The organism is Pseudomonas sp. FP2309, from assembly GCF_030687575.1.
Taxonomy (GTDB): domain Bacteria; phylum Pseudomonadota; class Gammaproteobacteria; order Pseudomonadales; family Pseudomonadaceae; genus Aquipseudomonas.
The window spans coordinates 4,101,115-4,115,081 of sequence record NZ_CP117439.1 but is presented as its reverse complement, the minus strand read 5'-3'; the positions used below and the strand labels follow the sequence as shown (position 1 = coordinate 4,115,081).

Annotated in this window: 10 protein-coding genes and 1 other RNA gene; 8 read left to right on the top strand and 3 right to left on the bottom strand. The window is 61.4% G+C overall.

Annotated features, from left to right (window positions below; all coding sequences use genetic code 11):
- From smc to ffs, 5 genes are all read left to right on the top strand, one after another.
- The gene (smc, locus tag PSH59_RS18835) at positions 1-3,489 is read left to right on the top strand and encodes a chromosome segregation protein SMC (protein WP_305393407.1); all 3,489 of its coding nucleotides are present in this window, start codon (positions 1-3) and stop codon (positions 3,487-3,489) included.
- Positions 3,490-3,700: 211 nt separating this feature from the next.
- On the top strand, positions 3,701-4,570 hold the full coding sequence (gene zipA / locus PSH59_RS18830; RefSeq protein WP_248078107.1) for a cell division protein ZipA: 870 nt from the start codon (positions 3,701-3,703) through the stop codon (positions 4,568-4,570).
- An 86-nt stretch (positions 4,571-4,656) separates the two neighbouring features.
- The gene (gene ligA, locus PSH59_RS18825; protein ID WP_248078105.1) at positions 4,657-7,023 is read left to right on the top strand and encodes an NAD-dependent DNA ligase LigA; all 2,367 of its coding nucleotides are present in this window, start codon (positions 4,657-4,659) and stop codon (positions 7,021-7,023) included.
- 142 nt (positions 7,024-7,165) lie between these two features.
- The gene (locus PSH59_RS18820) at positions 7,166-8,329 is read left to right on the top strand and encodes a putative zinc-binding metallopeptidase (protein WP_305393406.1); all 1,164 of its coding nucleotides are present in this window, start codon (positions 7,166-7,168) and stop codon (positions 8,327-8,329) included.
- Positions 8,330-8,445: 116 nt separating this feature from the next.
- An RNA gene (gene ffs, locus PSH59_RS18815) (signal recognition particle sRNA small type) lies at positions 8,446-8,542 on the top strand.
- Between the two features lie 107 nt (positions 8,543-8,649).
- Here the strand turns inward: ffs and PSH59_RS18810 are convergent.
- Positions 8,650-9,216, bottom strand: a complete 567-nt coding sequence (locus PSH59_RS18810) for a hypothetical protein (protein WP_305393405.1) — start codon at positions 9,214-9,216, stop codon at positions 8,650-8,652.
- Positions 9,217-9,475: 259 nt separating this feature from the next.
- Between PSH59_RS18810 and PSH59_RS18805 the strand changes: the two genes are divergently transcribed.
- Both PSH59_RS18805 and PSH59_RS18800 read left to right on the top strand, forming a co-directional pair.
- Complete coding sequence (locus PSH59_RS18805; protein WP_248078099.1) at positions 9,476-10,522, top strand: N-acetylmuramidase family protein; 1,047 nt, start codon at positions 9,476-9,478, stop codon at positions 10,520-10,522.
- 1 nt (position 10,523) lies between these two features.
- Positions 10,524-11,129: a hypothetical protein gene (locus PSH59_RS18800; RefSeq protein ID WP_305393404.1), complete on the top strand. Its 606-nt coding sequence runs from the start codon at positions 10,524-10,526 to the stop codon at positions 11,127-11,129.
- Between the two features lie 105 nt (positions 11,130-11,234).
- Here PSH59_RS18800 and PSH59_RS18795 read toward each other — a convergent pair whose 3' ends face one another.
- Positions 11,235-12,098, bottom strand: coding sequence for a LysR family transcriptional regulator (locus PSH59_RS18795; RefSeq protein ID WP_305393403.1), 864 nt, complete (start codon positions 12,096-12,098; stop codon positions 11,235-11,237).
- 102 nt (positions 12,099-12,200) lie between these two features.
- Between PSH59_RS18795 and PSH59_RS18790 the strand changes: the two genes are divergently transcribed.
- Positions 12,201-13,106 (top strand): DMT family transporter, encoded by a 906-nt coding sequence (locus tag PSH59_RS18790; RefSeq protein ID WP_305393402.1) that lies wholly within the window; start codon positions 12,201-12,203, stop codon positions 13,104-13,106.
- 53 nt (positions 13,107-13,159) lie between these two features.
- Here PSH59_RS18790 and PSH59_RS18785 read toward each other — a convergent pair whose 3' ends face one another.
- Positions 13,160-13,921 carry an ABC transporter substrate-binding protein gene (locus PSH59_RS18785; protein WP_248078095.1) on the bottom strand — a complete coding sequence of 254 codons (762 nt, stop codon included), beginning with the start codon at positions 13,919-13,921 and terminating at the stop codon, positions 13,160-13,162.
- Between the last annotated feature and the right edge of the window lie 46 nt (positions 13,922-13,967).

Here is a 13,967-nt window from a genome sequence, read left to right as displayed (position 1 = left end):
GTGCGGCTCAAGTGCATCAAACTGGCGGGGTTCAAATCCTTCGTCGACCCGACCACGGTGAACTTCCCCAGTAACATGGCGGCGGTGGTCGGGCCCAATGGTTGCGGCAAGTCGAACATCATCGACGCCGTCCGCTGGGTGATGGGCGAGAGCTCGGCAAAAAACCTGCGTGGCGAGTCGATGACCGATGTCATCTTCAACGGATCCACCAGTCGCAAACCGGTGAGTCAGGCCAGCATCGAGCTGGTGTTCGATAACTCCGATGGCACCCTGATCGGTGAATACGCGGCCTACGCGGAAATCTCCATTCGCCGTAAAGTCACGCGCGACAGCCAGAACAGCTACTTCCTCAACGGCACCAAATGCCGTCGCCGCGACATCACCGATATCTTCCTCGGCACCGGCCTGGGGCCGCGCAGCTATTCGATCATCGAGCAGGGCATGATCTCCAAACTGATCGAAGCCAAGCCCGAAGACCTGCGTAACTTCATCGAAGAAGCGGCCGGCATCTCCAAGTACAAGGAACGCCGCCGCGAGACCGAAAACCGGATCCGCCGCACCCACGAAAACCTCGCCCGCCTGACCGATCTGCGCGAAGAGCTGGAGCGCCAGTTGGAGCGCCTGCATCGCCAGGCCCAGGCGGCCGAGAAGTACCAGGAATACAAGGGCGAGGAGCGCCAGCTCAAGGCGCAATTGTCGGCCCTGCGCTGGCAGGCCTTGAACGATCAGGTGGGCCAGCGCGAAGCGATCATCGGCACCCAGGAGATCAGCTTCGAAGCCCTGGTGGCCGAACAACGCAACGCCGACGCCAGCATCGAACGCCTGCGGGACGGGCACCACGACCTGTCCGAGCGCTTCAATCTGGTGCAGGGCCGGTTCTATTCGGTGGGCGGCGACATTGCCCGCGTGGAGCAAAGCATCCAGCACGGCCAGCAGCGTCTGCGCCAGTTGCAGGACGATCTCAAGGAAGCCGAGCGCGCGCGCCTGGAGACCGAATCCCACCTGGGCCACGACCGCACCTTGCTGCTGACCCTCGGCGAAGAGCTGGACATGCTCATCCCCGAACAGGAAATCACCAGCGCCGCCGCCGAAGAATCCGCCGCCGCCCTGGAAGAAGCCGAAACCACCATGCACGGCTGGCAGGAGCAGTGGGACGCTTTCAACCTGCAATCGGCCGAACCGCGTCGCCAGGCTGAGGTGCAGCAGTCGCGCATTCAGCAACTGGAAACCAGCATGGAGCGCCTGGCCGAGCGCCAGCGTCGTTTGCAGGAAGAGCGCGTATTGCTCGCCGCCGACCCGGAAGACGCGGCGATCATGGCGCTGAGCGAGCAACTGGCCGAAAGCGAAATGACCTTGGAAGAACTCGAAGCCAGTGAAGAACAGCAAGTGGAGCGCCTCGAGCAATTGCGTCAGCAGTTGCAACAGGCGACCCAGGCGCAGCAGCAGGCCCAGGGCGATCTGCAGCGGCTTAACGGTCGGCTGGCGTCCCTTGAGGCGTTGCAGCAAGCCGCTTTGGACCCTGGCACCGGCACCGCCGAATGGCTGCGTGACCAGCACTTGGCCGAGCGCCCGCGCCTGGCTGAGGGTTTGAAGGTCGACGCCGGTTGGGAGCTGGCGGTGGAAACCGTACTCGGTGCCGACCTGCAAGCGGTGCTTGTGGATGATTTTGGCGGTTTCGACCTGGCCGGTTTTGCCCAGGGCGATTTGCGTTTGCTCAGCCCGGCGGCCGACGGCACGCGGGTGCCGGGCAGCCTGTTGGATAAGGTCGAGGCGGCGATTGATCTGTCGCCATGGCTGGGCCAGGTCAAGCCGGTGGACTCGCTGGAACAGGCCCTGGCCCAACGCGGTCAACTGGGCGCCGGCGAAAGCCTGATCAGCCGCGACGGTTATTGGGTCGGCCGGCACTTTCTGCGCGTGCGTCGCGCCAGTGAAGCGGAAAGCGGCGTATTGGCCCGCGGCCAGGAAATCGTCAGCCTGAGCGCCGAACGCGAAGAGCGCGAAGTCACCCTGCAAAACCTGGAAACCGAACTGCAAACCCTGCGCGCCACCCAGCGCCAGCAAGAGACCGGCCGCGAACACCTGCGCCGTCTGCTGCAGGACGAAGCGCGCCAGCAGGGCGAGTTAAAGGCTCAACTGTCGGCGAGCAAGGCCAAGGCCGAGCAACTGACCCTGCGCCGCACCCGCCTCGACGAAGAGGTGGCCGAGATGGGCGAGCAACGCGCCCTGGAGCACGAACAGATTGGCGAAGCGCGCCTGCACCTGCAGGAAGCCCTCGACAGCATGGCCCTGGACACCGAGCAGCGCGAATTGCTGCTGGCCCAGCGCGACAGCCTGCGCGAACGCCTCGATCGAGTGCGCCAGGAAGCCCGTCAGCACAAGGATCACGCCCACCAGTTGGCCGTGCGCCTGGGCTCCCTGCGCGCCCAGCACGACTCCACGCGCCAGGCCCTTGAGCGCCTTGAGATGCAGTCCGAACGGCTGACCGAAAAACGCGAGCAACTGAGCCTGAACCTGGAGGAGGGCGAAGCGCCGCTGGAAGAGTTGCGCCTCAAGCTCGAAGAACTGCTCGACAAGCGCATGACCGTCGACGAAGAACTCAAGACCGCGCAGATCGCCCTGGAAGACGCCGACCGCGAACTGCGTGATGCCGAAAAACGTCGGACCCAGGCCGAGCAACAGTCCCAGTTGATTCGTGGCCAACTCGAACAACAGCGCATGGAATGGCAGGCCCTGACTGTGCGCCGCAAAACCCTGCAGGATCAACTGCTCGAAGACGGCTATGACCTGCACGGCGTGCTCAACACCTTGACCGCCCAGGCCAACGAGAAAGACGCCGAGGAAGAACTCGAACGCATTGCGGCGCGTATTCAGCGCCTGGGGGCGATCAACCTCGCCGCCATCGACGAATACCAGCAACAATCGGAGCGTAAACGTTATCTGGATGCCCAGGACGCCGACCTGGTCGAAGCCCTGGACACCCTGGAAAACGTGATCCGCAAGATCGACAAGGAAACGCGCAACCGCTTCAAAGATACCTTTGATCAGATTAATGGCGGTTTACAGGCCTTATTCCCCAAAGTTTTCGGCGGCGGCAGCGCTTACTTGGAACTGACAGGCGAAGATCTACTCGATACAGGGGTAACGATCATGGCGCGGCCTCCGGGCAAGAAGAACAGCACCATCCATTTGTTGTCCGGCGGCGAAAAAGCCCTGACCGCACTGGCCCTGGTATTTGCCATCTTCAAGTTGAACCCGGCGCCGTTCTGCATGCTCGACGAAGTTGATGCCCCGTTGGATGACGCTAACGTTGGACGCTACGCACGGCTGGTCAAAGAGATGTCCCAGACGGTGCAGTTCATCTATATCACCCACAACAAGATCGCCATGGAAATGGCCGATCAACTGATGGGCGTGACGATGCATGAGCCGGGCTGTTCGCGGTTGGTGGCGGTGGATGTCGAAGAGGCGATGAAGATGGTGGACGCCTAGCAGCTTGCAGCTTGCAGCTTGCAGCTGGCCCAGTGTGTCGAAAGCGACCAATCCGACACACTTTCCGCCAACTGTGCTAATTTAATCTCAATTTTTCGTATGCGTGGGCAAAACGCCATTCAGAACATAGAGTTGGCGCCACGTTTTAAAGCGGTTTGCACGGTGCTAAACCCCTTATTTTTCAGCATTTTTTATAGAGGCACGGGATTACATGGAAATCGGTCTGCGCGAGTGGCTGATCGTCATCGGCATTATTGTCATTGCCGGTATTCTTTTTGATGGCTGGCGCCGCATGCGCGGTGGCAAGGGCAAGCTCAAATTCCGTCTGGACCGCAACCTGTCCAATCTGCCCGACGACGACGGCAGCGCCGAGCTGCTGGGGCCGCCCCGTGTGCTGGATACCCACAAAGAACCGCAACTGGATGAGCACGACCTGCCGTCCATGAGCGCGCCGTTGCGGGAAGCGCGTGAACCGTCTTCCAAGCGTGGCAAGCGTGGCAACACTGGCGCCGCCGAGCCGCATCAGGGCGACCTGAACCTCGACGTCGATGAAGGCCCGAGCTTCAGCAGCCGCGATGATGATTTCCCCGATGAAAACGTCGGCAAGACGTCCACCGCGGCACGCCAGTCGGTCAACGATCAGCCGGCCGCCGAAGAGGTGTTGGTGATCAGCGTGATCTGCCGCGACGCCGCCGGTTTCAAAGGCCCGGCCCTGTTGCAGAACATTCTGGAAAGCGGCCTGCGATTTGGCGAGATGGACATCTTCCACCGTCACGAAAGCATGGCGGGTAATGGCGAAGTGCTGTTCTCCATGGCCAATGCGGTCAAGCCGGGTACGTTCGATCTGGACGATATCGACCTGTTCAGCACCCCGGCGGTCAGTTTCTTCCTTGGCCTGCCAGGCCCGCGCCACCCGAAACAAGCGTTCGACGTGATGGTGGCCGCGGCGCGCAAACTGTCCCAGGAACTTAACGGCGAACTCAAGGATGACCAACGCAGCGTCCTGACCGCCCAGACCATCGAGCACTACCGTCAGCGCATCGTCGAGTTCGAGCGTCGCGCCCTGACACAGAAACGCTGAGGTTTGGCCTCAAGCGTTGTCATTAGAATAAGCGCACCATCATTTGAGCAGCTTCGGCTGCTCTTTTGCTTTATGAGAGAACACCCATGACCGCCGCCCACACCCGCATCCTCGAACTGCGCGCTGAACTGGATCAGCACAACTACCGTTATCACGTCCTCGATGAGCCGAGCATTCCGGACGCCGAGTACGACCGTTTGTTCCACGAGCTCAAGGCCCTGGAAACCGAGCATCCGGAACTGGTGACGCGTGATTCACCGACGCAGCGGGTCGGCAGTGCGGCGTTGTCCGCGTTCACTCAGGTCAAGCATGAGATCCCGATGCTCAGCCTGGGCAACGCCTTTGATGAAACCACCATGCTCGAGTTTGATCGCCGGGTCACCGAGGGCCTCGACCTGCCGGTGGGCGATCTGTTTGGCGGCGGCGCGGCGGTGGAATACAGCTGCGAACCCAAGCTGGACGGCCTGGCGGTCAGCCTGCTCTACACCGATGGCGAACTGGTGCGCGGCGCCACGCGGGGGGACGGCACCACGGGCGAGGACATCAGCGTCAATGTGCGCACCGTGCGCAATATCCCGTTGAAGCTGCACGGCACCGGCTGGCCGGCGACCCTGGAAGTGCGCGGTGAAGTGTTCATGTCCAAGGCCGGTTTCGACCGTCTGAACGCCTCGCAACTGGAAGTGGGCGGCAAGACGTTCGCCAACCCGCGCAACGCCGCCGCCGGCAGCCTGCGCCAGCTCGACTCGAAGATTACCGCCAGTCGTCCGCTGGAGTTCTGCTGCTATGGCATCGGCCAGGTGACCGCTGATATCAGCGACACCCATATCGGCAACCTGCAGCAGTTGCAAAAGTGGGGCATGCCCATCAGCCACGAGCTGAAGCTGGCCAAGGGCATTCAAGCGTGCCTGGACTACTACCGCGACATCGGCGAGCGGCGTAACAGTCTGCCTTATGAAATCGACGGTGTGGTGTTCAAGGTCAACAGCATCGCCGCCCAACGTGAGCTGGGTTTCCGCGCGCGCGAGCCACGCTGGGCCATCGCGCATAAATTCCCGGCGATGGAAGAACTCACCGAACTGCTCGACGTGGAATTCCAGGTCGGCCGCACCGGCGCGGTCACCCCGGTGGCGCGCTTGAAGCCGGTGAAGGTTGCGGGTGTGACCGTGTCCAACGCCACCTTGCACAACATGGACGAAGTGGCGCGCCTGGGCCTGATGATCGGTGACACCGTGATCATCCGCCGTGCCGGGGATGTGATCCCGCAAGTTGTGTCCGTGGTCAGCGAGCGGCGCCCGGCGGACGCCCGCGCGGTGCAGATTCCGCAGACCTGCCCGGTATGCGGCTCCCATGTGGAGCGCACGCAGCTGGTCAAACGCAGCAAGGGCAAGGAGACCGTCAGCGAAGGTGCGGTGTACCGCTGCGTCGGCCGTCTGGCCTGTGGTGCGCAGCTCAAGCAGGCGATTATTCATTTTGTGTCGCGCCGGGCCATGGATATCGACGGCCTGGGCGACAAGACCATCGAACAATTGGTGGATGAAAAACTCATTGGCTCGCCGGCCGACCTTTACAAGCTCAAGTACGAGCAGATCATCGACCTGGAAGGTTTCGCCGACATCTCCAGCAAGAAACTGATCGCCGCCATCGAAAACAGCAAGACTCCGACCCTCGCGCGCTTTATCTACGCCCTGGGCATTCCGGACGTGGGCGAGGAGACCGCCAAGGTGCTGGCACGCTCCCTGGCGTCCCTGGAGCGGGTGCAGAAGGCCTTGCCGGAAGTGCTCACGTATTTGCCCGACGTGGGCCTGGAAGTGGCTCACGAGATCCACAGCTTCTTCGAAGACAGCCATAACCAGCAGGTGATTGGCGCGCTGTTGTCGCCGAACGAATGCGGCCTGCAATTACAGGATCAGGGCGATCTGAGCGCGGAATTCGCGGCCAGCACCACCCTTGGCGGCCTGCTCGACAAGCTTCACGTACCCAGCGTTGGACCGGGTGCTGCGCAAAAACTGGCGGACAAGTTCGGCAGCCTGGAAGGCGTGATCAAGGCCGACTGGCTCGACATGCGCCAGGCCCTGCCCGAGAAGCAGGCCAAGGCCGTGCGTGAGTTCTTCGACAACCCGGACAATGCCGCACACGCCCTGGCCATTGAGCAGCAGCTCAAGGACTTCGGCATGCACTGGCAGAGCGAGAAAAAAGTGGTCGAAGGCCTGCCGGAAGCGGGGCATACCTGGGTGCTGACCGGCTCCCTTGAGCTGATGAGCCGCGATGTGGCCAAGGACAAACTCGAAAGCCTTGGCGCCAAGGTGGCGGGTTCGGTCTCGGCGAAAACCCATTGCGTGGTGGCAGGCCCGGGTGCCGGTTCCAAGTTGGCCAAGGCCAACGAACTGGGACTCAAGGTGCTCGACGAAGACGCTTTCGTCGCCTTCCTGGCCAGGCACAATATTTCGGTCTGACGCAGCACCCGTGGTGAGCAGGCCTGCTGTGGTAAGCAGGCTTGCCTGCGCTGGGCTGCGAAGCAGCCCCCCCTCCACAAGTAAAGTGGAACGATCTCGAGCGCCAAATGATCTAGTCTCAGTCACCCAGGGAGAGATCGCCATGTTCCGCTACTTCGAGCAACTCAGTTCGCGCATCGCCGCACCGTTCATGGCTGACACTTCGCGCAACAGCAAGGTCTGGCAATGCCGCTGCGGCCAGTCATTGTTCTTTCGCAACAGCCAGTGCCTGGCCTGCCAGGCGCTGCTTGGCTATCAGCCGCAGCAAAGTCGCCTGTCATCCCTGCAACCCGGTCCTGTCGAAGGCACCTGGCTGCAAGACGGTAACCTCGACGCCGGCGCGTTCCGCCGCTGCGCCAACCTCGATACCCCGGCCGCCTGCAACTGGCTGATCCCGGCCCATAGCACCGCAGCCTTGTGTGTGGCCTGTAGTCTTAACCGCACGATTCCCGACCTGTCGGTCCCGGAAAACCACGAGCGCTGGTGCAAGGTTGAAACCGCCAAGCGTCGCCTGGTGGCGCAGTTGATCAGCTTGGGCCTGCGCGTGGTGCCCAAGAGCGTCGACGAAGACAACGGCCTGGCGTTCGATTTCGTCGGTATCGACCTCGAAGGCAACGCGCCCATGACCGGCCACGCCAATGGCCTGATCACCCTGGACATCAAGGAAGCCGACGATGCACACCGCGAAAAAGTCCGTGTGCAGATGCGTGAACCCTACCGCACGTTGCTTGGCCACTTCCGCCATGAAGTCGGTCACTACTACTGGGACCGCCTGATTGCCAATACCCAGTGGCAGCAGCGGTTTCGCGACCTGTTCGGCGACGAACGCGCCAGTTACGCCGAGGCCCTCGACCAGCACTACCAGAACGGACCGCGCCCGGACTGGCAGCAGACCTGCGTCAGTGCCTACGCCACCATGCACCCCTGGGAAGACTGGGCCGAGACCTGGGCGCATTACCTGCACATGATGGACGCCGTCGACACCGCCCTGGGCTTTGGCATGAGCGCCCGTGACATGGACCTGGATTACCAGCCGTTCCCCCTCAGCACGCTGTACGACCCGGAACACCCCGGCGGCCCGGCGTTCCTGTCGTTCGTCAACGCCTGGATCGAACTGGCCGGCATGCTCAACGAACTGTCGCGCAGCATGGGGCAGCCGGATTTCTACCCCTTCGTGCTGCCACCGGCGGTGATTGCCAAGCTGCACTTTATTCACCTGGTCATCCAGGACGAGGGCGGCAGGGCGGACGAGGCCGTGATTCTGTAGGGGCACAAGTGCTTGAGCCCCTTGATTTTTTTAATCCGGAACCAACGGTTGTAACTTCCGATCAGATCGGTACAATGGCCCCGCTTGCCGAGAGGCAGGCGTCGTTATGGTGACCCCATCGGTCCCCCCGCAACGATTACCCGTGAACCTGGTCAGAGCCGGAAGGCAGCAGCCACAGCGGGAACATTGTGTGCCGGGGTGTGGCTGGTGGGGTTGCCTCCATAACGCTCTTCCTGATACACCCCCCAACCCAAATTTCTATACACGCTTTGCCGGCAACCCCTGCCTGCGAGTCGATTGCCGCTGCGCGCTTAACGGCGTTACGGGCGGTACAGCGGGAATGCCTCTATCTGCGGCACGATTTCGCGGCCTATGGCGATAGCGCTTTCAGACGGGTTGCTCGGCTTCGGAATATTCCTCGCGTAGTGAAAGATGATGGTCTGTCCGGTGACGCTGTCCCTGTAGTACTTGAAATAGCTGATTTCGGAGAATTGCCCGTCTTTGCGCAGTGAGTCGGGATAAAAATGCATCGAATAATCGATCCCGGTTTTATTGTCCGTCAGCAGGATCGCCGGCATGTTCGGGTTTTCCTGCTGATGCAACGCGATCGCGCGCTTGGCGAGGTCGAGGGGCGTGAAGCGGTTCAAGTCGCGGGAGACCACGGTGAAGTCCACCAATTCACTCCAGGCATCGATGCTTTCCTGGGCAGGGACAAACTCCCATAGGCCTTCTTTGTGGAATTTCAGCATGAACGTCTTGCCGTCGAACACCACGCTTTTGGTTTCGGCAATGGACGGCCGCGCCTGGTAGGCCGCGATGTCGACAGGGGGCGATGTGCAGCCGCAGAGTACGGCCAGGAGGGACAGCATCAGCAGGGTGGCTTTCATTTCAATCCTTGAAAGTGGGCGGTTGGGCGGTTTTTGCGCCGGTGACAGTAGCCCGACGCGTGACTCAATACTTCGATTAAATCAAAAAGCTGTTTTCGCGGAGCCACCGGTGAGGGTTATTTCACAGCTTTAGACGCTGCGTCTGGACAACTTGAAACCGCCTTGTTAGTTTCCGCCGGCCACTTGTTTCAGAGTATGACAAGTGTGTCAGGTTGATATTGAAGCGCCATCACTTCTTTAACTAACAAGGATGTCTGTGATGAAAAGCCTGCAAGGGTTACCCCGTCTTATCAGTGCTTCAGTAGGCGCGCCGGGTAAGGCCCGCAACTTGCCCGCCGATGTGCAGTGCATCCAGTATTTATTTAATTTGATCATTCCCAAGATGGGTTTTCCGCTGGCCGAAAACGGCAAGTGTGATGGCCAATTGGTGCAGTGCATCAGCCAGTACCAGTTTCGCCATCTCAAGTACGCGCACCCTGACGGGGTGATCGACCCGACCGGTCGGACCTTCAACAGCCTGATCGAAGAAGCGGTGAAAGTGCCGGTAAAGGCCTTCCCGACCCTGCGTATCCCGACCTTTCTCAACGTCTTCGGCAATAACCAGGGCGATGCGGTGCAGGCCACGGTCAATGTCTACCTGGACCGCATGCGCGCGATGGTGGAAGCTGAGCGGCGTAACCGGCAATTGATGCTCCAGGCCACGTGCGACGGTGGCATGACCCTCAGCGAAACCGATTTCCAGAACGCTGCCACGCAGTTGGGCGGCGGTATTTCGGTGAATATCATCAAGGCCTTCGCCACCGTGGAATCCGGCGGTCGCTCCGGTTTCGGGCCGGCCAAGCTGCCCGTGATCGCGTTTGAAGGGCACTTGTTTCGCAAGTACACCAAACACATCTACGATCAGGCGCACCCGCTGTTGTCGTACCCCTACAAGAAAAAAGCCGGGCCGCAGTGGCAGGCTAACAACAAGGATCAGACCAAGGCCTGGGAAACCATGGCCACGGCGTTTGCCCTCGACCAGGAAGCGGCCCTGATGTCGGCGTCGTGGGGCATGTTCCAAATCATGGGTTTCAACTTTGCGTCGTGTGGCTACAAGACTGTGTTTGAGTTTTCGGCGGCGTTAAAAGTTAACGCCGGCAACCAACTCAAGGCGTTCCTGGGCTTTTGCAGTAAAAGCCCGGCCTTGATGAAAGCCATGAAGGCCAAAGACTTTACCGGCATGGCGCGTAACTATAACGGCGAGGACTACGGCAACTACGACGTCCTGATGCAAAAAGCCTACGAAAAACTTGAAGGGAAAAAATAGGATGATCCGTTTTCTAGTGATGGGCGTGTTGTCGTTGTGCGCGGTGGGTCCTGCGTTAGCCGGTTCGGCTGCGTTGCATTCGGGCAAGTACGAAGGGTTGATGCTGGCCGTGACGCCGGATCATCAAGTTGAAGGCTTCTATTCGGAGTCCATGGGCGAGGGCGTCACCCGCAGTTGCGCGTTCTACCTGCAAGGCAAGCCTGAGGCGCTCACCACCTGGCTGGATGACGCCTACCCCGGCAGCGTGGCGCCGTCGTCCGATGGTGTGACCCTGACCGTGGAGGAGGGGCGCCAGCACCCTGGCTGCATGAATGTGCTGATGCCGGAGATCGCTACTGGTCTGGACCTGACCCAGACTGCCGGCAAGCCGTGGATCGGCCTGGTGACGGTGTCTGCCGACAAGGCCTACCTGCAGAAAACCCCAGGGGCCAAGGCCGCCAAGCGCCCCTACATCGTCAAGCATGATGTGGTCGGTGTGCTGGCCTTCAAGGATGGCTGGGCCCAGGTGGAATTCATCAACGCCGAGGATCGTTCGTTCACCGGCTGGATCAGCCAGGATCAATACGCCCGTCTGGCTGCGCCCGCTGCGCCCGCTGCGCAACACTGAGCACAGCCGCGCACACAACAACGCCGCCGCGTGTCTGGCACGCGGCGGCGTTTTTGTTTGCGCTTGTCAGACTTTTTACGGTTGAACGGCTTCAGTTGTTAAGCATTAGCCGAACGTCTCACGCAATAACTGAGCAAACGCATCCCGCGCCAGATGGCGTTGGGTGTCGGTGTGCCAGAACAGCAGGTTGTCCACCGGTTGCAGTTCGTCAAACCGGTATGACGCCAACTGATTGGCCTGCTCATAGCGCGCCAGGATGCCCTCCGGCGCCAAGGCCACGCCAATCCCCGCGCTTACGCAACCGATGATGGTGCCCCAACTGGCATAACTGGCGATGGCGGGTTTGAAGTCGTGGGGCTTGAGCCAATTTTCCAGCGCCGCCCGGTAAGGGCAGCCGGTTGGCCACACCAGCAAGGTGCGGCCCGCCAGGTCCGCTGCGCTGTGGATCGGTGCGCTGGACGCGCTGGCTATCAACACCAGGCGTTCACGGTAGACCACGCTGTGTTCGAGCTTGGCGCGCCGGTTACCGGCGGCCACCAGCGCCACGTCCAGGCGATGGTGTTGCAGGTCGTCGAGCAACTCGCTCCAGGCGCCAGTGACCAGCTCCAGACTGACATCGGGATAGCGCCGATGGTACTGCGCCAGTAACGGCGGCAACCGGCCGCTGGCACTGGACTCCACCGCACCGATGCGCAGGGTGCCACGGGGAATGGCATTGGCGTCCACTGCGCGTTTGGATTCGTCCACCAGCGCGAGGATGCGCTCGCAGTACTCCAGGAAGATCTCCCCCGCAGCGCTGATGGCCAGCCCACGGCCGGCGCGAATGAACAGCGGCGTGCCCAGCTCGCTTTCCAGCTGCTTGATGCGCGTGGTGATGTTGGACGGCACGCAGTGCAACTGCAGTGCGGCCTGGGCCACGCTGCCGGTTTGCGCCACGGCTCGCACCATTTTCAGTTGCGCCAGTTCCATTGCTCAGTTCCGCTGATTTCAGAAGTCAGAAACGCTTAATTGTCCTGCTGCTTGCCGGGGCCAAGACTGAGCGCATTCCTTCTCAGTGTCTGGATGCCATCAATGAATACCCCGTCCCCCGTGAAGCTTACGCTAGTCCTCGCTGGCGTCATCCTCTGTTGGGCTTACTCGCCGATTGGCGTGCACATCGGCTTGCACAGCTACAACCCCGGCCAGCTGGCGTTGCTGCGGTTTCTGATTGCCTCCGTGTTCATGGGCGGCGTGGCGCTGGTGGTGGGGATTGGGCGACCGCGCTGGCCGGATGTGCCCTGGTTGCTGGTGCTGGGTTTTTTCGGGGTGTTCCTGCACCACATCAGCCTCAATATCGGGCAGCAATGGGTGACGGCGGCGGCGTCCAGCGTTCTGGCGCAATCGGCGCCGTTGTTCAGTGTGCTGATCGCGTTTTTCTGCTTGAAGGAGCGGGTCAATGCCTGGCGTTGGGTCTGTGTACTGTTGGGCTTGTTTGGCGTGCTGGTGGTGGTCTGGGGCGACGCGGGCTTCGGGGAGATGGACCCCCGCGGCCTGTTGATTCTGCTGGCGGCGTTGTCGTGGAGCGTGTATTTCGCCGTTCAGAAGCACTACGCCCATCGCTACAGCCCGCTGACCCTGGCGTGCTACATGGTGTGGGCCGGCACCTTGATGCTGTGCGTCAACCTGCCGGGCCTGCCTGCAGCCGTCGTACAGGCGCCGCTGCCCGAGAACCTGGCGGTGCTGTTGTTGGGGATTTTCCCCAGCGCCCTGGCGTACCTGGCCTGGGGCTATGTGCTCAAGCATATCGAGGTCAGCCGCGCGACGGTGGCGATGTACCTGATCCCGCCGGTGGCGATGCTGCTGGCCGCGACACTGCTGGGCGAGCACATCGCCCTGCAGGTGGTGCTCGGTGGCGTGATTGTGTTGGCGAGCGTGGCGGCCATCAGCCTGGAGGGGCGCAAGCATTGGTCGTCAGGGGACTGTGCGAGGAAGGTGTAGCCCGAATTTACCCCGGCAAGTGATGAGCAATGGCATCCATGCAGGCGCCCCTGTCAATTCTTGGCAGGCGTGCGCAGCGGCACCGCCTCTTCACCGGTATAGAGCTTGATGATGTCATCGATTTCACCGGACATTTTCATGCGCACTAACGTGCGCAGAATCTGTTGCGTCGGTACGTTCGGGTCATTGCGTACGATGCAGCCGAGTTCCTGTTCTTCGATCACCGCGACTTTGTGCAGCCGATGCCTGACGGGCAGGTGCTGGTTGAAGCGGTCGACGATCCATTCGTTGCTCGCCGCGTAGGTGTAACGCCCCGCCACTAATTTGTGCAGCACCTGTTCTTCGCTGCGCGCGTCGTCGCGGGTGAGCTGGCCGCTGGCGAAGAGCGGGTCGAGGACCGCGTAACGGTAGCTGAGCACCGTGCCGATTGACTGCGGTGTCAGTTTGAGCACCTGCACCGGCCTGTTATCAGTGCTCACCAGCACGTTGCGCTGCACCATCAACGGCACGCTCCAGGCGTAATCCCCGGAGAGGTTGTCGACCCACGAGGGGGCGACGTAGCAGCGCACGTCAATGTCGCCATGGGCCATGGCACCGGTCAGGCGTGCGCGGGCCAGCACGTGGAATTCGGCGGGATAGCCCACTTGTGTGGCGAGGCTCGACATCAGGTCATACAGAATGCCTTGGGTGGGGCGGCCCTTGTCCAATTGCACCATGGGCATCGCCCAACTGTCGGCCACCGAGAAACGCAGGGGCGCGGGCGCCGCCTGGCAAGCCGTGGTCATCATCCATAAAGCGCCCAGGACTACGCGCATATTCTCTCCGGGTTCAGGCCTTCGTGGGGCCAGTGAGGAGAGCTTA